Source organism: Virgibacillus necropolis (assembly GCF_002224365.1).
Lineage (GTDB): Bacteria > Bacillota > Bacilli > Bacillales > Amphibacillaceae > Virgibacillus_F > Virgibacillus_F necropolis.
The window spans coordinates 817,699-840,514 of record NZ_CP022437.1; the positions used below are offsets into that span (position 1 = coordinate 817,699).

The following is a 22,816-nucleotide window of genomic DNA, read 5'->3' on the forward strand; positions in this document are numbered from 1 at the left end:
ATGATTTTAACTGTTACATTGAACCCCGCTGTTGATATTAGTTATAAGCTTGAGACGTTTTCTCTTGATACGGTTAATCGTGTGAGCGATACTTCTAAAACTGCTGGTGGGAAAGGCTTGAATGTTACGAGAGTCCTCCAACAGCTAGGGGAAGATGTTGGTGCTACAGGATTTTTGGGTGGTAGTTTGGGAGATTTTATTCGTGGCGAGCTTTCAGGTATCGAGGATTACTTTGTGAATATACAGGGTGATACACGCAACTGTATTGCGGTGATCCATGAAGGCAGGCAGACGGAAATTCTAGAGAGTGGACCAGCCATTACGGAGGGCGAGGCTGCATTATTTTTAGAAAAATTTTCTGAACACATGCGTGATGTAGATATCGTTACGATCTCTGGAAGCCTACCGAAGGGTTTAGCAGATGATTATTATGAAAAATGTATTACGATTGCCAGTTTTCATGATGTGCCAGTTTTGCTTGATACCAAGGGTGAGTTATTGAAAAAAACGCTTAAAAGCAAACCTTTTTTAATAAAACCAAATCTGGATGAATTGGGAGATTTGCTTGGCAAGGAAGTTGATGAGGAAACAGAGATTGTTGAAGCGTTGAAGACGAGCCTGTTAAATGATATCCCGTGGGTTGTTGTCACAAACGGGGCAAACGGTGCATTTGTGAAACAGGGTCAAAATATATACCGGGTTACTGCACCTAAAGTCAATGCTGTTAATCCAGTGGGATCTGGTGATTCTGTGATTGCAGGATTTGCAGCGGGGCTATCACGTGGGTTGGCTGATACGCAGCTGATTAAATTTGGATTAGCGATGGGTGTATTAAATGCAATGGAAGAAAAAACCGGACATGTTAATCTGAATCATCTAGATTGGTGTGCAGAACAGATTAGGGTGGAGCAGGTTAGTCGGTAGACAGCGGGGCGAACTCGGGAGACAGCATCTCGAACTCGGGAGACAGCGCCCCGAACTCGGGAGACGCCACCCCGAACTCGGGAGACGACACCTCGAACTCGGGAGATAGCCCCTGAACTCGGGAGACAGCGCCCCGAACTCGGGAGACGCCACCCCGAGCTCGGGAGACACAGCAACAAAACGAACCAAGGAGGATAAAATATGAAATTATCACCAGGAAAGCAACGTGGATTAGAATTAATTTCCGATGAAAATAATATGATTTTTGCGACGGCAATGGATCAACGAGGATCTTTAGGTAAAATGATTCAATCTTTAAACGAAACTATCACATATGAGGAAGGGTTAAGTAAATTTAAAGAGGGAGTAAGTGAAGTGCTTGGAAATCAATCATCTTCCTTACTGCTTGATCCAGAATACGGATGGGACGCTGCTAAGAAATTAAATAAAGATGTTGGTTTGATTATGGCATATGAAAAGACTGGTTATGATGCAACTGAAAAAGGCCGGCTACCTAATTTAGTGGACGACTATGCGGTGCAGGATCTTGTGAAAGAGGGAGCCAGCGCACTTAAGTTACTCGTTTACTATGATCATAAAGAAGACGCGAAGTATAATAAAATTAAAAATGCCCTCATTAAACGAGTCGGCGATGAATGTAAACAAAATGACATACTGTATATAGTAGAGCCAGTTTCCTATAGTGCAGAAGGCCTTTCAGGTAAGAGTGCAGAATTCGCAAAAGCAAAACCAGAAATTGTTGAATTTTTTATGAAGGAATTCTCTAAAGAAGAATATGGCGTTGATCTATTGAAAGTGGAAGTACCCGTATCTGTTTTTAATATCGAAGGCTACGAACAATACGATAACTATGACCCTGTTTATACTCGGGAAGAAGCGGCTCAGTACTACCGCACCTGTTCAGAAAAAAGCGGTGTGCCATTTATCTATCTAAGTGGCGGTGTGACAAATGAACAATTCGTCGATACGCTTCATTTTGCAAAAGAAGCTAAATCGAAGTTTAGTGGTGTTCTTTGTGGACGAGCAACATGGAAAGATGGTGTGAACGCTTTTGCCGAAGAAGGCAAGGAAGCATATTATAAGTGGCTTGAAACAAAGGGAACGGATAATTTGAATAAGGTTAAAACGGCTGTTACGGAAACCGCGACACCTTGGAGTGCGTTTTAGGTACTTCGTGAAAGGGTGAGAGAGGAAGGTAATTGAAGGGTGACGGCGCGGAAGTTGATCGTAATACAAGAAAGTCGATCGAAAATAACCAATAGTTGATCGCCACGCTTATGAAGTTGAGCGATAACAATGAAAAGTTGATCATATGAACAGCGCTATCACGATAGTAAAGTTCAACCTGAGCGATCGACTTTATCGGATTAACGATCGACAATGTGATTTACTCGATCAACTATGAGCCGTATCCGATCGACAACGGACCAAATTCGATCAACTGCAGGCCCCATCCGCTCGATAATCTTCTATTATAATTACGATCGTCACCAATCAAAAACTGGTGGCGTTTTTTTTTATTTTTAAATCCATGCCATCTTTTTCACCTTCCTTTTATATACTGAAAGAACATCTGTCTCCCGAGTTTGGTAGGGCATCTTCTGAGGTCTGTCCAGAGTTAAAAGATCTTACCAATAGGCCCTTAATTAAAATGTGATTATGTTTTCAAATGTTTGATTAAAACATACATCTGAAATAACAAGAACATACATTCCTTTTTATTATTAATCTATAAACTATTATGGTAAAATAAAGCTAGCAACTACATAGGTATTGTTCTTATTAATTATACTGTCAATGTGTTTGGGTTTTAATGACTTTATGCGAACATATATTAATGTGAATAATTGTCTATCTACATATGATCGTCACCATCAAAACTGGTGGCGCTTTTTTTATTTTTAAATCCATGCCACCTTTTCCGCCTTCCATTCGATTGTAATGGTGAAAGGAGGTGAGGCACATGGCTACAGCAAATATGACAAATTCGACACTTCGTTTAGTTTTCAACGAAGGAGTTGACGCCATCTCAGGCAAAGAAGTTTTTAAAACAAAAAGCTTCAGTAATGTGAAAACGGTAGCGACAGCGGATCAGTTATACGCAATCTCAATCTTACTTGAGCCATTGCAACAGCGTTCACTTTTCAAAATTGAACGTAATGACAGTTCCGAGTTACGTCAGGCGTAACGTACCTAAATCTAAAAGAAAGGAGGGGTTCTGATGGCGAAAAAGTTAGAACTGAAATTTGAGAATCAAGATGGCAAAGTGGTAACGTACACGCTTGATAATCCAGTTGAACCAGTAGATGCGATTGCAGTACAAACTGCGATGGATGAAATAATCACCCAAAACGCATTCACTTCATCTGGTGGCGATCTTGTAGCTAAGAAGAGTGCACGTATCGTTGAACGTAATGTATTAGATATTGAATTAGTTTAATAAAAAGGACCAGCGACATGAACAGTATTCTGTCGCTGGTCTTTACTATTAATGGATAAATTGACTGTCTTCCGAGTAAGTTTCTATGTCGCTTCAAACATAGTAAAGAACGAAATCGCTCTCTTGCTGGTTTCGTTCTTTATTAAAAGAAGACTCTATTCGCATATACATGAAAGGAGGCAACACTAGGGAGAGCGGGCATCGCGGTTTTTCAAACAAACATTTGATCTAGGGTGCAAATGAATAAAGTGAGTTTGGTGTTTAAGGGCAGTAGAAACTTTAATTGATCATTGTCGTTTACTAAACAAAAGAAGTAACCGCTCGACCGAGATCAGCGATTACTTCTTTTGTTTACACATTTGCACTCTGGTCAACCGCTTTTTATGCGGTCATTCGTAGTTGCTGGCAACGAGTAGTTGATGCTATTCGTTACCTTAATTTAAGTATATTATAAATCCTTATTAATTATACTCTCAATGTTTTTATTTTTTAAAAAAAGAACGTTTATTCTGTTTTTCTATTAATCTACCAACAGTTATGATAAAATAAAATCAGCGTCTATATAGGTATTGTGGGCGGTTGACCATCTTCCTAATTTCTTTAGTCTCTTAAGAGGGGAGATGTTAGGATGACGACATTTCAAGCATTAAGTTTGGTAACACAATTGGTTTAGTTCAAATAGCTACAATTACTTTAATTACAACTTTTGTCGTTTATCTAAACCAAAAGAAGTAACCGCCCCCGAGCTAATATTTCTTCTGAGCTTATATTTTCCTCATCTTTCTTCGTCGATACTACGACTAACTTCCTGAGATATAAGATAGTCACCAGGAAATCGGTACATTGCTCTTAAAACAACAGACATTCCTTATTTTGCGAGAACAGAATATGTAACAAAAGCATAATGTCGTAAAAAAATAAGCTACCACACGAGTTCATGCATGATAGCTTGTTAATTATACTTTTACAAATTTAGCCCAGTACGATTCAAAATACGAATGATAGATTCGTTTGATTTGTTGAGAACTTCATCTAAATTCATCGTAAGTAATTGGCGATCTTTCATTAACACACGCCCGTCTACCATAGTCATTACAACATTTGAGGCTGTGGCTGAATAGACAATCCTCGTATAAATATTTTCTTTTGAGTTCACTTGTGGCTCATTTGGCCAAGTGTGTGGTTCTCGTAAATCGAGGATAGCAATATCAGCTTTTTTACCAACCTCAATGCTTCCGATATCCTCCTCCAGACCAAGTGCACGGGCCCCACCAAGAGTTGACATTTCGAAAACTTGCTCTGCGCTTGGTGGGATGACTGGATTCTGGTGAAGTCCTTTTTGAATGTAAGCAGCTAACCGCATCTCATGAAGGTTGGAGAGATTATTGTTGTCTGATCCGTCTGGTCCAATACTAACATTGACACCAGTTTCCATCATCTTAGGAATTGGTGCGATTCCGGAGGCGAGATATAAGTTTGCTGAAGGACAGTGAGAAACATGGCACCCTCGTTCAGCCATGATTTCAATTTCCCTATCATTTAAATGAACACAATGAGCTAAGACCGTTCTAGGATTAATCAATCCAATTGAATCATAATATTCAACTTCTCTCATACCAGTACGATCAATAATGATATGTTCTTCCTCTTCAGTTTCAGCCGAATGCGTGTGAACATGTGCACCATACCTCTTGGAAAAGTCAGCTGTTAACTCTAAAAGTCTCCTTGTACAAGTAGGGGCATACCTTGGAGCGAAGCAGTACCGAATTCTCCCATCATCGTATCCATCCCACCTATTGAATAACGCTACACTTTCTCCAAAAGCGACATCAGTAGGCTGAATCATGGCTGCTGGTACGTCTACACTTGGTTGCTCCATATCGATCATCGCTTTGCCTGCAAAACCCCGAATACCTGTCTGTGCCATAGCCCAGAAACAACTATCCGTATGATAAGTTGTCTCCATATCGTAAATGGCTGTTGTACCGTTAAGCAATAACTCAGAAATCCCTAACATGCTCGACCAATAATTTGATTCGCTATCATGGGCTATTTCCAACCTCATTGTTACATCTAGCCATTGCTCTAACGTTTTGTCCGCTACGAGATTCCGTTGAAGGGTTTGGGTAAGATGGAGGTGAGTTTGGATTAGGCCCGGTATAACATGCTTACCTTTTGCATTTAGAAATTCGTCCACTTGATTATAATACATTCTCAAGTCACCAATAGCAGCAATGCGTTTCCCTACAACAAGAATATCCTGATTATATAAGACATCCCTATTCTGATTCATCGTGATAATCGTACCACCATGAATCAAGGTCCGCTTTTCTTGTTCCATGAAGATCCCTCTTTTCTATAAAATACCAAATATTCCGTTAACCTAACTTAGTAGCTATTATGTTGGTATGCTTTGCTGAAAGTTGAACACATTTTCAGGGTCATACTTTCTCTTTACGTCTATCAATCTATTTACATTGCCTCCATAGTAAGCGATTAAATAATCCTGAATGTTCGTATCGGGATTTCCTACATAATCACCTGTTGTATAAGCAAGCATCCGTTGACGAAGAACTTCAAGCTCCTGTATCCGTTCAGGTGCACTACTCTCTTCCACCCATTGATTATAATATTGGATAAATAACTTAGCGTTCCGATAATAGAATGCTGTATCGGTAGGCGTTTTGTCTTGATATGCACCACCCAAGGAATAAATGAGAACATTTAATAATGGTGATGATGTATTCTGCAGCGTCTGACGTATAGTTGAAATAGCTTCTGGTGTCAGAAGCTTCATGGCATATGCACCTGACGACTTGTACTTAGGTTTTTCCGTAACAAATATTTCATTAGAAATCTCAAAAAGTTTGATGGCTCTGTTCCAATCAACCAATTCAATGGTTTGATCACCGGGGCATCCTATGTTTACTAAAGGACCCAGTTCTTGTCTGGCTTCTTCAGGTGTACCCCAAAATACCCCCATTACTTTTAAAGGATACTTTTTAAACTGTTCCATCGGAAATGCTTTTGACCAGAGATCCAGATGTGAAAACCATCTCCTATCAGCTGTTGAAAAAAATCTTTGCCATGTATCAATTATCTGTTCAACTGGTTGATCCCAGTCCCATCCGATATTGAACCAAGTCACGGGAGTCGCAGGGTAGACCCTTAATGTGACAGCTGTTACAATGCCAAAGTTTCCTCCACCACCTCCACACGTGGCCCAGAATAAGTCACTGTGCTCGTTATACTTCGTCGCATATATGATAGATCCGTTTGCATCTACCATTTCAAGAGTAACCAGACTATCACAAGTAAGTCCATGTCTCCGTAAGAGTGGCCCCATACCACCGCTTAGGACTAATCCAGAAATTCCAACATCTGAACAAGTTCCCCCAACTTGGGTTAGCCCCTCATCATATAGTCTCCGGTAAAGCTCAGAACCCGTTACTCCAGCCTGAACAATGGCAATTCCTTTTTCCTTTTCAACAGAAAGCTGTTTCATTTCGCTAACATCAATCACAATGACTCCTGTTCCCGTTGAGAAAGCCTCATGATTATGACCGCCACTTCTTATTCGAATAGGGACTTTGTTAAAACGTGCCCATCTTACAGCATTCTGCACATCGTTTGTATTTTGACAATAGACGATAACATGAGGAAATTTATTTTTAGAAGCAAAGTAGTTCCAAACGAGGCGGCTTTCATTGTAACCTGGCTCTCCAGGAATAATGATACGGCCTGAAAGATCGGGACAAGCACCCCAAATTCTATTCATCAAGACACCTCCATTTATAAATATACTCCCAGTCAATTAATGCGGGGAACCGCCTAGACGTGCAAGTACAATTTTCTTTCGGGGTATTAATGTAAGAATTATTACCAAAAAGGGGAAAACGATAAAGAGTACTCGTAATTTGATACCCCAGCGTCAGTAAATAATAAGGAAATGATAGACAACACTATTCAGTAATAACCAGAATGCTCAAACATAAAATGAAGAAAATAATGAATATGGGGGAGATGTACGTCATGAAAGGGGGAGGCTGTGTCCCGAGTTTGATTAGTTGTCGCCCAAGTTTGAGGCGCTGTGTCCCGAGTTTGTGCAGTTGTCGCCCGAGTTCGAGGCGCTGTCTCCCGAGTTCTTGCAGTTCTGTCCCGAGTTCACTCAATTCCCGCCCGAGTTGACCTTACCAACCTGATTTTCATTAACTTGGAAATCGTTGAAGAGGATGTTATTGAATGGCCAGTATTGTGGTATAATCTATTTAATTAATTAAATAGAGGAGTAAAATATGATAATGAAAACGCGCACTGCCCCCAATGAAATTTTTGTATTAACGGCATTATTACGTAGATTGCCACTGAGGCATAAAAAACGACGGCTGCTCGAACAAAATTTAGCTTATTACCAAAGAGGATTTGATGGTGAGAAAGCTGTTGATCGTTTCACTTCCGCTATTCTGAAAAATAACTTCACGATACTCCACGATGTATATCTAGATTCAGCCTTCCAGATCGATACCTTAATTATCAGCCCGCATTGCATCTTCGTAGTTGAGATTAAAAACTACAAAGGAACGCTTACCCTTGATTATAAGTTAAACCAATTCACCCGCGAAGAAAATGGCGTAATAACCGGCTTTCGCAACCCCATTCTTCAAGCCACAACTAACACAATTCTATTAACGAACTGGCTCGCTGAACGCAATATTCACGATATTCCAACTTATCCACTTTTCGTAATAAGTGACCCGAGGACGATTATAAAGGTAATCCCCGAAAATCGAGACATATCAGGCGAAGTTATGCATGGCGAATACATGCCACAGCATGTTATGAAAGTTGACCGTGGATCGCCACATGGGCAGCTTCACCAAAAGGTTGGTGCGATCATCTTGAGAGAGTGTGGAACATATAAATTTGATTATCAGCGGAAATACGGTATCCATTCAAAGGATATACTAGGCGGGGTGCAGTGTCCCGGGTGCGGTAGACTTGGAATGAAGCGACAATACAATAGCTGGATCTGCGAAAAATGTAGAGTAGTATCCAAAACTGAGCACAAGCAAGCTTTAACCGACTATTTCCTATTAAAAAAATCATGGATAAACAACTCCGAATGCATGCAGTACCTAGGAATAACTTCCAAAAACCTTGCTACTAAAGTGCTTAGAGAGCAAGGGCTGGGCTATGACAACTATCATAGAAGATGGCATGTTAATGAAAACCAGGTTAATAAAACCATTGTTTAGAAAAAGAGGATTTCTGCGTCAGCAGAAATCCTCTAACTAGCTTTTTATTAAATAAGTAGTTGAAGCCGGGCCAGAACCACCCGAACTCGGGCCACAATCGCCCCAACTCGGGCCAGAACCAGCCAAACTCGGGAGACAACCGCCCCAACTCGGGCCAGAACCAGCCAAACTCGGGAGACAACCGCTCGAACTCGGGACAGAGCCACCCAAACTCGGGAGACAACGTTATTACAGTCTCGGTCCGCGAGATTTCAGTTGTGCAGCATTTCCGTTTTCTACTAAAGCAGGTTTCACAACTACAAAGGTTAATGGACTCAATAAGAAGAAAATAAAAAGGTCAATTTAATTAAGATCAGTCTATTAATAACCTAATTGCAAAGGTTGATCGTCTACTAAATTAGGTGAAGTGAGAAGTGTCCACGTCGGGCGCTTTTTTATTTTGTTGGTATTTCGTAACTTGGTGGTATTCCGATTGGAGTGGAAAAAATCAGAAACGTTCAACAAAATTCTTTTTATCCTTGGGAATAGATGGGAAATTATTGTATGATAATGGTATATGTAGAAAAACGAACCTAATTAAAATAACTTTATCCAGCATGGAGGTGAACGAAATAGGGGAGTCTTATACGAATGAAATAGCTAGTCTTCAGAATGATATCTATTTATTAACTCAGAAAAGCTATCAAAAAAGAGAGGATTTGGAAAGGTTAGAGCGGGTGCTTGCAGAATTGATGGATCATAAAACTGAATTTCAACATTATAACCAGCTATGTGTAACACCAAGGCTATCCATAAACACTTGGTATGGGCATATGGCTAAAGACTTTCAATCCTTTCAAGAACATGAAACGTTAAGAAGCTATGAATCTATTTCGGATCACCAATTAAATCGCACCCTCACCCAATTAAAGGATGAAATCCAAGTTATCAACCAAACAATCTTAGATTTACAGGGAGTGCTATCGGCAAAAGACATAAGACTTAGTCATGTTATTGAGCAGCAAAGAAAGGGATGATGAATCAAGTGAGTGTAGAAATTAAATTAATTCATGCCGATGTGGAAAAGGCATTAGCTGGTCTGAAAGCGTCTATTCAAACATTGGAAACATCCTTTTCAAAATCCATGCAAGGTGAAAATCGGCTTGACACGGTCACCAAATTAAATGAAATCAACCAATCATTTGAGCGGGTACTAAATTCTTATCAAACATTGCTGGTCAACAATCAGGAAGCGACCAGTAATGCTGCTGAATCCTTCAAACAAACGGAAGAAAAGGTTGCTTCTAGGATAAACTTTTAAAATGATGGAGATGCCCATTTGAGCAAGGAAAAGGGGTGATTTATAAGTGAAGGTATTAGATGCAGAAAGTTTGCATAACGGAATTAAGGAGACGCTCGCAGACTTAGAATCGTTTCATGAGCAGATGAAACGGATTCAAAAAAGCTTGGATGAATTTATCTCTCTGGAAGATTCTTTTAAAGGAAAAGGAGCACAGGCGATTCGTTCCTTTTATCAAGAGTGTCACATCCCATTGCTATTGTTTATGGAAGGGTTCATCGCAGACTACCAGGAAACGTTAAAACAAATTGCGACGTCACTTCAAATGCTGGAGCCAGAAACGAAAGGCTTTATTGATCAATCCTTTTTGGAACATGACGTAAAACGAGGCCTTAAAAAAGCGGAAAGTGTTACAAGTACGCTAACGGGTGAGGCAAATAGAGCCATCGAATCGGTCTGGGATATCGTATCTCTTCCGAAGTTAGATGATGCAGAGTTCCTTTACAATGTAAATCGATCACGGAAACATGTTAATGAGACAATTGAAACACTACATGCGTTTGATTCCGAAAGTACTGCGAAACTAGAATCCGTGGAAAACGACGTTCATCTGATGGCTCGATATATCCAACAACTCAGTGGAATGCTGAGAAACGGGGATTTAAGTATTGCGAATTATTCTGTACGGCAATTAGCGGGTAATGACGTGTATCAGGGAGTAATCAAAGGTGTTACAGAAAAGGCAGTAGGAAATGGTGCTTCTATGAAAGCTTTGTTAGGATTGGGAGCGAAACAATTCCTGGCGAGATTTAACCCATTGTCAGATATCCTCATTAATTATATACAAAAAAGGTATGAATTTCGGACGATGGACTACAGTATTCGTGCGGTGAACGTTCTGATTGATCTACATAGCAAGTCAATTAGCCAAGAAGAATTTGCGACGTTAAAAAGTAACCGAATGAGTGCAGAAGAAGTAACGGATTATCAAGGTGAGTTCGGAGGAGTTTATTACACACTTCTTGATGGCAGAATGATAAGGCAGTTTACAGACAAAAATGGAAAAATAGCTTATCGTTTTGTGGATAGCATACCAAAAGATAGAATTGAACCGGTTGAAGAAAAAAATCCATTTGTCAAAACGATTGATAGTTTTCAAGAAATCGGATCAGACATTTGGGGTGGTTTCGAGGAAAGAGGAGACAAGGCATTCGATTCCTGGTCTGGGTTTGGGAACTATCTAACAATGGGAGCCTTTGATGGCGTTTACGAGGGAATGCAGCAGCGGTCAGAATCCAAGATGAATAGCCCCACTGATTTTGCCAACTGGCTTTCTATGGGAAGTGTGGATCTCGTTCAAGGTGCTGTAAATCCAAAGGAACCCTTTTCCAAAGAACATTGGCTATCAAGTTTTGGCCTTGCGACTGTTGCGATTGGTGGAGTGAAAAAGCCAATTGGTGTGAATAGAACCTCGCCGATAAAGCCAATCGTGAGGCCGCCAAATGTATCGCCTAGGCAGTGGACGTGGCGGTTGAAGCCACCAGTCGTAAAATCTATGACGAATAGGATGGAATGGTTTCGGTTGAACTTCTTGAATTTTTCGCCGGGACAACGATGGGATTTGGCGGTGGATATGCCTGGAGAGAACAGCGGATATTCATTTATTAAGGACTTTGATCGTGAACGAGTGGGTAGTGATAAGGAGACGGTTAATGGTTTCAACACAGTTAAAGAAATTGACTTCGGAAGGCATATAATAAAAGATAAAAATGGTAAGAAACAACTACTACCAAATACTGTGTATATAACTAATGATAACTACAAATATACTACTGATGAGTTTGGACGTATTGTAAATGTTGAGACTCCTGACCTTGTGTTGAAAAAGGCTGATAGAAATAAATATGCTCAGGCAAATATAGGAGGAAAAGACAGACTCCCAGATGATGATGGTGGACATTTAATAGGAGCGCAATTTAATGGTCCCCCTGATATTGATAACCTTGTACCGCAAAATAGTCAAATTAACAGGAGAGGTGGAGTCTGGTACGAAATGGAGACTGAGTGGGCAAATGCATTGAAAGAGATACCGCCCAAGAAAGTCTCTGTTAGCATTGAACCAATGTATTCTAATAGTTCAATGCGACCGGATTCCTTTATAGTTGAATATGAAATTGAAGGCCAATTTCCAGTGATTCGTGAGGTTGCAAATAAATCAGGAGGCTGATATTGATGAGTTTTGAGATAGAATTAAACAAGTTATATAATGAAATTGCACAACAGGTTAATGATATGATTCCGATTGAATGGGAAAATTTCTATTTTAATGGTGAGGTTAAGGAGAGAGAAGGAGGAGTTTTTTTCTTTTTTAAACCCAAAGGCGAGGAGCAGTATATTTTTTCACATTATATTCCAAAATTATATAGTGTAGATAAGAGGGCTTACAATAAAGAACTTCATAAATTATTTGAACTAACGGTTGAATTACAAAAAGTTTTTACTGATAACGACCAAGAACCTTGGTTTTCAGTGACATTATTAGTAAATGATACGGGAAAGTTAAATGTACATTTTGATTATACAAATTGGCATGAAAGTGAATTTAGTCCAGCAGCTAGAATCGAATATTTTATGTATAAATATGGTAGTAATAACAAAGAAAAACTAGATTTAGGTTTAATAGAGAGAATGAAAGAATTTGAAGAAAGCAATATATAGATAAATTCTTTTGCGTTAAAGCACTTCATTGTCCTTTAGGCCACACAGGTGCCTTTTAGTTTTTTGCATGAGATATTTAATAGGTTTGAATTCTATCAGACAAAATGAATGATGCTCACATAAAATTCCAAATCATGAAGGTTGTACCATTATGAAGTATGGAATGGTTTCGGTAGTATAGGGAACTAGGGGTGATTATGTGAAGGTATTTGAGGATTGTATTTGAGGATTATTTTTCAGAATTACAAACAGACATGGTGGCTATTTGTTTAGAGTATGTCAATAATAAAGCAGATGAAATCTTTATTTATTGTTCATATGAACCCAAAATGTATGTTTTTGATTTTTTCTATAGAATTAATAGAAAGATTGTTCATAAACATCAACTGAATGATGCTACAAAAGAATTGGATAATCAACACAATCAAGTTTATGATGTTTCGAGAGAAAGACAGAAGGCTGCACTAAGAATTGGTAATCAAAATTTAAAGCTTATCCATAAAAAGTGTGAAGAGTTCAATAAAGAAATGCCTACAGAAATGAAATTGTATTACAATGTAAAACAAAATAGTTTAAAAGGAAAATATAAATATGATTTAGTTTATACGAATGAGGAGGAACTATTACCTGATGATATTTTTGATTTATGGCTCGAAGAAGTTAAAAATACTAATTTGTAAAACCAGCCCTTGATTGGTTACATCGGCCTTTCAAGGTTTTTTTATTATGTCTAAAGTTAATAGGTTATCATTGATATAACTAGTAAATCGATCAGTAATGAAGAATTTGAAACCTTAAGAAGCGAACGAATTAGTAAGGTGGATGTAACGGATTATCAAGGTGAGTTCGGAGGAGTTTATTACACGCTTCTTGATGGCAGAATGATCGGTTGAAGCCACCAGTCGTAAATTCTGTTACGAACACGGTATAAGCATATATGCAGATGAATTAAAGATAAAATATATACCTGTTACAAAGGTAATTCCCCCCAAGGATTAGGGGGGGATTATTTCGAAATTTATTTTTTCTTTATAGCTTCAATTTCTTCCTCATCAAGATGTGTAACCTTTACAATTACTTCAATAGGTAAGCCTTCCTTAAGCATTTCTGAAGCAATTTTTCTTCTTTCTTTCTCTTTCGCTCTTTCCTCCCACGAAATAGGCAGTTTTAAGATTTCATCTGATTCATCTACCTGTTTAATCTCTTCCATCAGTTTTTCCTCCTCTTGTTCATTTAGTTTTAAATACTGTTCGAAAAAACCAAAGATTAATCTCGTCTTAGCTGGATTAAATTCCATTTTTGTCATCATTCTCAAAAATTCTTTTCTGACCTGTATTCTTTCTTCTTCAGTATACCCCATCTTACTTAGTAACGCTGCCGCAACGGGATTATTCGATTTGATATACTGTCGCCAGTCTTCCCTTTTTAATTCCAATGCTAGAAAATTGAAAGTTAATACATGAAAGAAAGGAAATTCAATCGAAAATTCATTTTGTTCATGCCGTTTCTCATCGTAACTAAAAACCGCAATGGGTAATATTGGCTTCCTATATTTATTATATAACAGGCTGAAATATTGATACATACGCTCATGAAAGTTTGCTTGCCCATAACTCTGTGGCTCAACATGAATGATTAGGAGTGTATCCGTTTCTTTTAGCTTTGTCTCAATAACTATATCTGCTCTCCGACTTTCCCCCTTAAGCATATCGGTAAACACTTCTTCCGGTAATGGATTGATAGAGGTGAAATCGATATTATGATGGACGTCTGGAAAAAATGCTTCTAGAAACTCTTCGAAAAATGTGTGGATTAATTCCTTGAACAGTTGGTCATGTGGCACGTACTGGGTGGTGTCTTCTCGTACTAATGTCGTTAGTGACATTGTAACACGTCCTTTGCGGAATTTATTATGAGGAAATTGCCGAGGTGTGATTCTGTTTTAAGAATACCATAATGCGCTTGCACAAACAAGCGTTCTCTTTACTATTCAAAAAAATAAAAAGAGAAGTTAATAAAACTTGTCTATAAACCCCAGTTACGCGAAAGTTGATCGCCAACCCCAATTAGTTAATCGTGATTACAAGAAAGTTAATCGAGAACCACTAAAAGTTGATCCACATGGAGAAAAAGTAGATCGTCACAACCAGAAAGTTGATCCACACCACCCAAAAGGCGATCGTCCCACCATCCAACCAATACTCCCACCACACACCAAAAGAGGGTTTTCCGCGCCAGCGGAAAACCCTCTTAAATCCAACAGGCTATTAATTAACCAAAAGCCTCTAGTAAAAACGCTTATAACTATCGAAATGCTTACCCCAATAGTACTTACCATGAACAGGGCTTATTTCCACACCACTTGATCCTGCATGGATAAACTGTCCATTGCCAAGGTAGATTCCCATGTGTGAGATGCCGCTCTTGTATGTGCCTTCAAAGAATACGAGATCGCCAACTTGTGGGTTGTTTACGTAGTAAGAGCGGTTAAAGTACCCTTCGCTTGATGTGCGAGGAATATCCTTGCCAGCTTTACTGTAAACATAATCGATGAATCCGCTGCAATCAAATCCAGCTGGTGTTGATCCGCCCCATACATAGTCCACGCCTAACATGCTCTTCGCAATGCTAATTAACTTATTAACATTATAATCACCGTCACTGCTCGGCTCTTCAGCTTTGTCAACAGTTTCGCCGCCTGATGTTGACTTCCCATCAATACTTAGCTTCTGTCCAACTAATATTAAGCTAGATGATAGTCCGTTCCAACGCTTAATAGCGGATACTGTTACGTCATAGCGATATGCGATTCCGCTCAATGTATCGCCAGAACGTACCACGTAAACGGATGATGATGCAACCTGCTCGTCCTTATTTTTATCAACGCTTGGCGCTGGAGCTGGTGCAGAAGTATTTCCGCTCTTCGAAACGACAAATTTTTCGCCAGGATGGATTAATGAAGAACTTAAGTTATTCCAGTTCATTAAATTAGATAAAGATATGTTATGTCTAGATGCGATTCCACTAAGTGTGTCACCGCGTTTTACTGTATATGTAGATGTTGAAGTAGATGTATTAGGTTTTTCTTCCGCTTGTCCAGTACTAGCTCCATCTGTCTCTAGTACTTGGTTCGGAAAAATGAGATTACTAGATAAACCATTAATAGATTTTAGTTGCGCGACGCTGGTGTTATACTCATGTGCTATAGCCCATAATGAGTCACCACTTTTTACTTTATATGATGCTGCTTCTGCTTCCGTTGCGGCAAAAGCTGAAGCTATAAATGCACTTGCTGTAACCGACATAATAATTTTCTTATTAGCCAAAATGTTTTCCCCTCTCACAAATAAAATAAACTATTTCCTTAAATTTCTAATTTAGTATAGCATGATTATGATAGAATCGTGACAATTGTGACAAAATATAGCACAATAGTTATCTTCCTGTAATATTATCGTAATAATGCGCGCTTTTTGTAAAAGAAACAAAACAAATAAATAGAATTTTATTGTAAAAATTATAATCCATACGACCTAAATGTGTTATAATTTCGATTGTATTGTCGATATAGATATAGAATTATAAAAAAATATATAAATAATCATCAATGAGAAAGTTAATGGAGGTCTTTACACTATGGAAGAAACTATTTCCCTCAAGGAAATATTTGGGGTTATTAAAAAGCGTCTTTTACTAATCATTTCACTAATAGTAGGCGCAGCATTGATAGCGGCGTTGGTCAGCTATTTCGTTTTGACACCTACCTATCAAGCTAGTACACAATTTATTGTAAGCCAAGAAAAAAAGGATCCAGCAGTTGAATATGGTGTGAATGATATACAGACAAACATCCAACTTATTAATACCTATAATATTATTATTAAGAGTCCTGCAATCTTAGATGATGTTGTCAATGAATTAGATTTACCATATACAGCAGGCGCTTTAAAATCAAAATTACAAGTAGCAAGTGAGGAAAGCTCACAAGTAGTTACTGTTACCGCAACAGACACCAACCCTGAAACTGCAGTTAAAATTGCCAACACTACAGTAGAAACATTCCAGGAAAAAATTCCAGATATTATGAGTGTTGATAATGTAAGTATTCTTGCAGAAGCGGAACTTGCTGAGAATCCAAGCCAAGTGAGTCCAAACCCGCTATTAAACATTGCAATCGCGATTGTACTTGGTGCGATGGTTGGTGTTGGTCTTGCGTTTCTACTTGAGTATTTGGATAACACGATTACGACAGAAGATGACATGGAAAAGGTTCTTGATATCCCTGTATTAGGTGTTATCACCCATATCAATGACAATGATGTTCGGGGAGAACATATGGAGATACAATCAAAGCAAGTGAAGCGAGGTGGATATAATAATGGCACGCAAAAAAGATCAGTCTAAAACAAGTAAAATAAGACATCTAATTACAAAACTTAATCCACGCTCACCAATTTCCGAGCAGTACCGTACAATTCGAACAAATTTACAGTTTGCTTCCGTTGATGATGAACTTAAAACAATGCTCGTTACCTCGCCGGGACCTGGTGCAGGTAAATCAATTACAACAGCTAACTTGGCAGTTGTTTACGCACAACAAGGGAAAAAAGTTCTCCTAATTGATGCGGATATGCGTAAACCTACTGTTCATTACACCTTTCGTTTAGATAATCTACACGGGTTAAGTAACATCTTAGTAGGTGAGGGTAGCCTAGAAGATTCAACATCTACAACGGATGTTGATAATTTGGATATTATTCCATGTGGTCCAATTCCGCCAAATCCGTCTGAATTACTAGGATCTAGAAAAATGAGAACATTAATACACGAAGCTAGCCTTCTATATGACCTTATTATTTTCGATACACCACCAGTACTTGCTGTTACAGATGCACAAATACTAGCTAACATTGTTGATGGATCGTTACTGGTCATTCGAAGCAATAATACGGAAAACGAAGCAGCAATCAAGGCAAAAGAAGCATTAGAACCTGCGAAAGCAAAATTGTTAGGTGCTATCCTAAATGACCGGGAAAAGAAAGCTTCCAATTACTATTATTACTATGGTGTAAATTAACAAATCTACTCCTTATCTTGTCTGGTAAGGAGTTTTTTAATAAAAAAACAAGATATGACTTTTTTGTCGTTAATATGACAATTTTATGATAGTAATTATACTGCTAGTTTGATATAGTAAGTGAATGAGTCCTTTGACCTATGAAGGTTAGTGGGATGATAGTGTCGAAACGTACTATTAATACACGTCGAATTCTGCTATAATTTCTAGAAATAATATGTACAAGGATGTGACGACTATGATAGATATTCATTGCCATATACTACCTGGAATCGATGACGGTGCCGTTACCGAGGCTGACAGTTTAGCGATGGCACGTGAAGCAGTTCAGCAAGGCATCCATACGATTATTGCAACCCCACATCATAAGAATGGTAAATACGAAAACACAAAAGGCAGTATTGTGAAAAGTGTGGAAGTATTAAGCGAACTTCTTGTGAATGAAGATGTGCCTTTAACACTATTAGCTGGTCAAGAGATCCGAATTAATGGTGATATGATTGATGATATTGAAAAAAGCGAATTATTATCGCTTAATCATACCAAATACATGTTTGTAGAATTTCCATCAAGTAGTGTTCCTCGTTATGCAAAGCAGATGCTGTTTGATCTACAAGTTTCTGGTTACACACCGGTTATCGTACACCCCGAGAGAAACTCAGAACTCGTTCAAAATCCAGCAAAACTTTATGACTTTGTACGTAAAGGCGCATTGACTCAGGTTACTGCTGCTAGTTTAATAGGTAAGTTTGGGAAAAGTATTCAAAAGTTCTCGAAGCAATTAGTAGACGCTAACTTGACCCATTTCATTGCATCTGATGCCCATAACACGACAACGCGCGGGTTTTGCATGAAGGATGCCTATCAAGAACTACGTAGTGAATTTGGGGCTGATACGTTTTATTTGTTTATGGAAAACTGTCAACTACTTGCAGATAACCAAAATGTTAATAAGATGGAACCTTCTATGGTTAAAAAGAAAAAGTTCATGGGGATCTTTTAAGCAACATAGAATAAATAGTTATGACTTCCTACGACCCTCTTTTATCTAGTTACAGGATAAATGGAGGGTGTACATAAACTCGTCTAGGCCTTTAGATATAATGAAAACTGTAAGACAGGTAATGTTTCCTTCATGTGGTGGGTAAACTGTTTCCATAAACTTTCAAAGGGAGTTATGGCTATGATCAATGTGTTGTTAATCGAGGACCAACGTTTATTTAGTGAAGGTATACAAGCCGTTATAAATCGGGAAGTCGATTTACAGGTTACTGCGGTTGCTACAAACCATAAAGATGCTATCCATAAAATAAACGAGCAACACATTGATGTCGTTTTAATTGATGTGCACTTGCGTCATATAGAAGGCATTAAGATGACGCTCGGAGTCAAAGAACGGTATCCAGCTATCAAGGTGATTCTATTAACTACTACGGTAGATGAGGATTTAGTTATAAACGGATTGAATGTAGGAGCAGATGGCTTCCTATTAATAAGCCTCTATGCAGAAAATTTAATTCGTGCCGTGCGTGATGCGTATAATGGACAAGTTGTGTTATCAGGTGATGTAGCTAAAATCTTAGCCAAGAAAGACCTACAGTTTAATAAAAAACAAATACTGGCCCAGCATTTAGAACATCGAAATATACAATTTTCATGCCGAGAAATTGATATCGCCTATTTGTTGATGGAAGGTTATAGCAATAAAGTAATTGCACAGAAGTTATACCTGAATGTAGGGACTATCAAGAATTATATTAGTGATATATACAGTGAATTGGATATGCGTAATAGGGTGGAAGTCATTGAATATTTAGATGGCTTACTAGATAGGAATAGATAGTAATGTCGATTATTGTAAAATATACGTAAAAAGACTTACAAATTGTAACAAAGTATGTGAAAATATAAATATACTATTTCAAGGAAATAAAATACTAGTGAATGGTTATTTAATAGTATGTAGGTAGTCGTTCACTAGTGTTTTATTTGCATTTGGAAAGGGGTTGAAATTGTGACATACCGTACTCGTCTAATATTACTTGTTCTCATGGACTCAATCATAGTTAGTACAGCTATATTTATTGCTTCTTGGATTGTGTATCCCTATACACCCGTTTTTAATATGCCAGCACTTATCATTAGCTCTATTGCACTGCTTGTATTCCATCACATTTTTGCTATTGTTTACAATTTATATAATAAAGTTTGGTCATACGCCAGTGTAGGTGAACTTACTGCTATTGTTAAAGCAATTACTTTTTCTATTATTGCTGCAGGAATTGTTCAATACCTCGTAAATGATTTTGCTATATATAGACGTGCACTTGTTGTTACATGGATGTTGCATATTATCTTAATCGGAGGATCACGATTTATTTGGCGTGTGTATCGTGATCAAATTATGAATAATGCAGAAAACAAAAAGCGTACATTGATTATTGGTGCCGGATCAGCTGGTGCAATGATTGTTAGGCAATTGAAGAATCAAAACAACTCTGAACTATTACCAGTAGCGTTTATTGATGATGATCTTTCCAAACAGAAAATGCAATTATATAACTTACCCGTTTTAGGACAAGCGAAGGACATAGAAACAGTTGTTAAAAATCATAACATTGAACATATCGTAATTGCCATTCCATCATTACGTAACGGGGCATTGAATAAACTTGTCGTGGAATGTAATAAAACAAATGCAAAGACACAAATGATCCCGAAAATCGAGGATTTAATGACTGGAAAAGTATCAGTCAGTCAGCTGAAAAATGTCGAAGTAGAAGATCTGCTTGGACGTGAACCTGTGGAACTTGATATTAATACCATATCCGAATATGTCACAGGCAATACTGTAATGGTAACTGGCGCAGGTGGTTCGATTGGATCAGAATTATGTCGGCAATTAATGCGTTTTACACCACAGAAAATTGTCTTGGTTGGACATGGTGAATTTAGTATTTATTCGATTGATATGGAGCTTAAAGAAAAATATGCTGAGATGGATATCGAAATCATTCCAGTTATCGGGGATGTACAGGATCGTGAGCGTGTGTTTGGTATTGTCGAAAAACATCAACCAACAATTATTTATCATGCCGCAGCACATAAGCATGTACCATTAATGGAATTTAATCCACACGAAGCTGTTAAGAACAATATCATCGGTACAAAAAATGTGGCTGAAGCTGCGGATACAATTGGTGTTGATACATTCGTACTTATATCATCCGATAAGGCGGTTAACCCAACAAACGTGATGGGTGCTACAAAACGTGTTGCAGAAATGGTTATCCAAGATTTAAACCCACGAAGTAAGACGAATTTTGTAGCTGTGCGATTTGGTAATGTGCTAGGAAGTCGTGGAAGTGTTATTCCATTGTTTAAGAAACAAATTCAACGCGGTGGACCGATAACAATTACAGATCCAGCTATGACACGCTATTTCATGACAATACCGGAAGCATCACGGCTGGTTATCCAAGCTGGAACACTTGCAAAGGGTGGAGAGATATTTGTTCTTGATATGGGTGAGCCTGTGAAAATTGTTGATTTGGCTAAAAATCTTATCAATTTATCTGGTTACACTGAAGATGAGATTCCAATCAAGTCTACAGGTATTAGACCTGGAGAAAAAATGTTTGAGGAATTGTTAGGCGCGGATGAGGTTCTTCCTGGTGAGGTCTATGAGAAGATTTATGTTGGTCGGACTGTGGAAGTGGATCCGGATGTGCTACTTTATTTGATTGATAGATTTGATGGGTACTCTACTGTTGCACTTAAGGATGAGTTGATGAAGATTGTTTACATGGAGAAAACACTGATGGCGATTGAAAGCTAATTCTAAAAAAACGCAAGATAGATTTTTTATTATTACAGTATCGATGCTCGATAGATTTTACTTGTTAGATTTATATTAAGGATTAGAGGTTAACTTATGAAAAAAGTACTTTATCTACACCAATATTTTCAAACTAATTCATCTAGTGGCGGGACTAGATCATATGAATTTGCGAAGTATTTGTCTGATAACAATAATGATATAAATATAATTACCGGAACAGAACAAAGTACAGATGAAAATAATGATAACTTTACTGTGATTTCTACAAATACGAAATACAATAATAAGATGTCTAAATGGAGAAGAATCTTATCATTTGTTAGTTATATTATTAAGGCAATAATAAAGGGGCTTCAATTAAAAAACTTAGATATTATATATGCAACATCTACTCCCCTTACAATAGGTTTCCCAGCCGTTTTTTTATCAAAAGTTAAACGAAAGAAATTACTGTTCGAGGTACGGGACGTTTGGCCGGATGTACCAATTGAACTAGGTTATATTAATAATAAGGTTATTATAAAAGCTTTAAAAAGATTTGAATTATGGATTTATAAAAATTCTGATCATATCATTGTGTTGTCAACTGGAATGAGAAGTAATTTAATTAATAAAGGAGTAAGTCCAAATAAAATTACTGTAATAGAAAATTTTTCAAATCTATATCTATACGACAAGGAAGAACTAGAGTTTAGTAATTTTGATATAGATAATAAATTTACATGTATACATCCAGGAACAATGGGCCATGTTAATGGACTTGATTTTATTTTAGATGTGGCTAAAAAGGTTAATGAAATTGACAAAGAAATCGTTTTTTTACTAATAGGGGAAGGTAATAGAAAACCACATTTAATAAATAGAGTAGAAAATGAAAATATCTCTAATGTAAAAATAAAGGATGCACTACCAAAAAATGAGATAGTAAACATTATAAAACAATCTGATATAGGAATTATGAGCGTAGATAATAAATATAAAATTTTAGAAGATAACAGTGCTAATAAATTCTTTGACTTTCTAGCATCAGGGCTACCTATATTAATAAACTATGGTGGATGGCAAAAAGACATCTTAGAAAATAAAAAAGCCGGGAGATCCGATATAACACCAGAATCTATGGCAAATTCAATCTTAGAGATAAAACATAATATTTATTTAAAAAAGGAAATAGGTAATAATTCTAGATTGTTAGCAGAAGAAAAGTTCTCAGATTTAATAGCTAAAGAAAAATTATTAAATATTATTAATGAAATATAAG

The 22,816-nt window shown here is 37.7% G+C and carries 20 protein-coding genes; 16 read left to right on the forward strand and 4 right to left on the reverse strand.

Translation table 11 applies throughout. From position 1 onward, the window contains the following. From CFK40_RS03895 to CFK40_RS03910, 4 genes are all read left to right on the forward strand, one after another. Nucleotides 1-924: a hexose kinase gene (locus CFK40_RS03895; protein WP_089530778.1), complete on the forward strand. Its 924-nt coding sequence runs from the start codon at nucleotides 1-3 to the stop codon at nucleotides 922-924. 201 nt (nucleotides 925-1,125) lie between these two features. Further along, the gene (locus CFK40_RS03900) at nucleotides 1,126-2,112 is read left to right on the forward strand and encodes a tagatose 1,6-diphosphate aldolase (RefSeq protein WP_089530779.1); all 987 of its coding nucleotides are present in this window, start codon (nucleotides 1,126-1,128) and stop codon (nucleotides 2,110-2,112) included. Nucleotides 2,113-2,908: 796 nt separating this feature from the next. Then, a complete protein-coding gene (locus CFK40_RS03905; RefSeq protein ID WP_089530780.1) occupies nucleotides 2,909-3,133 on the forward strand; it encodes a DUF1659 domain-containing protein in 225 nt (74 codons plus the stop codon). A 33-nt stretch (nucleotides 3,134-3,166) separates the two neighbouring features. Beyond that, nucleotides 3,167-3,385, forward strand: a complete 219-nt coding sequence (locus CFK40_RS03910; RefSeq protein WP_089530781.1) for a DUF2922 domain-containing protein — start codon at nucleotides 3,167-3,169, stop codon at nucleotides 3,383-3,385. Between the two features lie 964 nt (nucleotides 3,386-4,349). Here the strand turns inward: CFK40_RS03910 and CFK40_RS03915 are convergent. Together CFK40_RS03915 and CFK40_RS03920 are read right to left on the reverse strand one after the other, a co-directional pair. Further along, complete coding sequence (locus CFK40_RS03915; protein ID WP_089530782.1) at nucleotides 4,350-5,726, reverse strand: amidohydrolase family protein; 1,377 nt, start codon at nucleotides 5,724-5,726, stop codon at nucleotides 4,350-4,352. A 57-nt stretch (nucleotides 5,727-5,783) separates the two neighbouring features. Further along, a complete protein-coding gene (locus tag CFK40_RS03920; RefSeq protein WP_089530783.1) occupies nucleotides 5,784-7,163 on the reverse strand; it encodes an FAD-binding oxidoreductase in 1,380 nt (459 codons plus the stop codon). Between the two features lie 517 nt (nucleotides 7,164-7,680). Between CFK40_RS03920 and CFK40_RS03925 the strand changes: the two genes are divergently transcribed. From CFK40_RS03925 to CFK40_RS03950, 6 genes are all read left to right on the forward strand, one after another. Continuing rightward, complete coding sequence (locus CFK40_RS03925) at nucleotides 7,681-8,640, forward strand: nuclease-related domain-containing protein (RefSeq protein ID WP_089530784.1); 960 nt, start codon at nucleotides 7,681-7,683, stop codon at nucleotides 8,638-8,640. 413 nt (nucleotides 8,641-9,053) lie between these two features. After that, nucleotides 9,054-9,656: a DUF5082 family protein gene (locus CFK40_RS03930; RefSeq protein WP_089530785.1), complete on the forward strand. Its 603-nt coding sequence runs from the start codon at nucleotides 9,054-9,056 to the stop codon at nucleotides 9,654-9,656. An 8-nt stretch (nucleotides 9,657-9,664) separates the two neighbouring features. Further along, nucleotides 9,665-9,940: a YwqI/YxiC family protein gene (locus tag CFK40_RS03935; RefSeq protein WP_152640097.1), complete on the forward strand. Its 276-nt coding sequence runs from the start codon at nucleotides 9,665-9,667 to the stop codon at nucleotides 9,938-9,940. 46 nt (nucleotides 9,941-9,986) lie between these two features. Next, on the forward strand, nucleotides 9,987-12,146 hold the full coding sequence (locus tag CFK40_RS03940) for a T7SS effector LXG polymorphic toxin (protein WP_089530787.1): 2,160 nt from the start codon (nucleotides 9,987-9,989) through the stop codon (nucleotides 12,144-12,146). A 5-nt stretch (nucleotides 12,147-12,151) separates the two neighbouring features. Beyond that, the gene (locus CFK40_RS03945; RefSeq protein ID WP_089530788.1) at nucleotides 12,152-12,637 is read left to right on the forward strand and encodes an immunity protein YezG family protein; all 486 of its coding nucleotides are present in this window, start codon (nucleotides 12,152-12,154) and stop codon (nucleotides 12,635-12,637) included. 254 nt (nucleotides 12,638-12,891) lie between these two features. Then, nucleotides 12,892-13,317 carry a DUF600 domain-containing protein gene (locus tag CFK40_RS03950; protein ID WP_089534280.1) on the forward strand — a complete coding sequence of 142 codons (426 nt, stop codon included), beginning with the start codon at nucleotides 12,892-12,894 and terminating at the stop codon, nucleotides 13,315-13,317. 338 nt (nucleotides 13,318-13,655) lie between these two features. On the opposite strand, the gene CFK40_RS03955 is transcribed toward CFK40_RS03950, so the two are convergent. Next, nucleotides 13,656-14,522, reverse strand: a complete 867-nt coding sequence (locus tag CFK40_RS03955; RefSeq protein ID WP_089530789.1) for an RpnC/YadD family protein — start codon at nucleotides 14,520-14,522, stop codon at nucleotides 13,656-13,658. A gap of 400 nt (nucleotides 14,523-14,922) precedes the next feature. Beyond that, nucleotides 14,923-15,963, reverse strand: coding sequence for a C40 family peptidase (locus CFK40_RS03960; protein ID WP_089530790.1), 1,041 nt, complete (start codon nucleotides 15,961-15,963; stop codon nucleotides 14,923-14,925). Nucleotides 15,964-16,273: 310 nt separating this feature from the next. Here CFK40_RS03960 and CFK40_RS03965 point away from each other — a divergent pair, with 310 nt between their 5' ends. The 6 genes from CFK40_RS03965 to CFK40_RS03990 all read left to right on the forward strand — a co-directional run bounded on the left by CFK40_RS03965 (nucleotide 16,274) and on the right by CFK40_RS03990 (nucleotide 22,815). After that, complete coding sequence (locus tag CFK40_RS03965; protein ID WP_089530791.1) at nucleotides 16,274-17,041, forward strand: YveK family protein; 768 nt, start codon at nucleotides 16,274-16,276, stop codon at nucleotides 17,039-17,041. Then, a complete protein-coding gene (locus tag CFK40_RS03970; protein WP_089530793.1) occupies nucleotides 17,016-17,714 on the forward strand; it encodes a CpsD/CapB family tyrosine-protein kinase in 699 nt (232 codons plus the stop codon). The genes CFK40_RS03965 and CFK40_RS03970 overlap by 26 nt, the downstream gene beginning before the upstream one ends. Before the next feature lie 238 nt (nucleotides 17,715-17,952). After that, nucleotides 17,953-18,717, forward strand: coding sequence for a tyrosine-protein phosphatase (locus CFK40_RS03975; RefSeq protein ID WP_089530795.1), 765 nt, complete (start codon nucleotides 17,953-17,955; stop codon nucleotides 18,715-18,717). Between the two features lie 180 nt (nucleotides 18,718-18,897). Then, entirely contained in the window at nucleotides 18,898-19,557 is a 660-nt protein-coding gene (locus tag CFK40_RS03980) for a response regulator (RefSeq protein WP_089530797.1), read from the forward strand. A gap of 171 nt (nucleotides 19,558-19,728) precedes the next feature. Further along, complete coding sequence (locus tag CFK40_RS03985) at nucleotides 19,729-21,552, forward strand: polysaccharide biosynthesis protein (protein ID WP_089530799.1); 1,824 nt, start codon at nucleotides 19,729-19,731, stop codon at nucleotides 21,550-21,552. 96 nt (nucleotides 21,553-21,648) lie between these two features. After that, nucleotides 21,649-22,815 (forward strand): glycosyltransferase family 4 protein, encoded by a 1,167-nt coding sequence (locus CFK40_RS03990; protein ID WP_089530801.1) that lies wholly within the window; start codon nucleotides 21,649-21,651, stop codon nucleotides 22,813-22,815. Nucleotide 22,816: the final 1 nt, after the last annotated feature.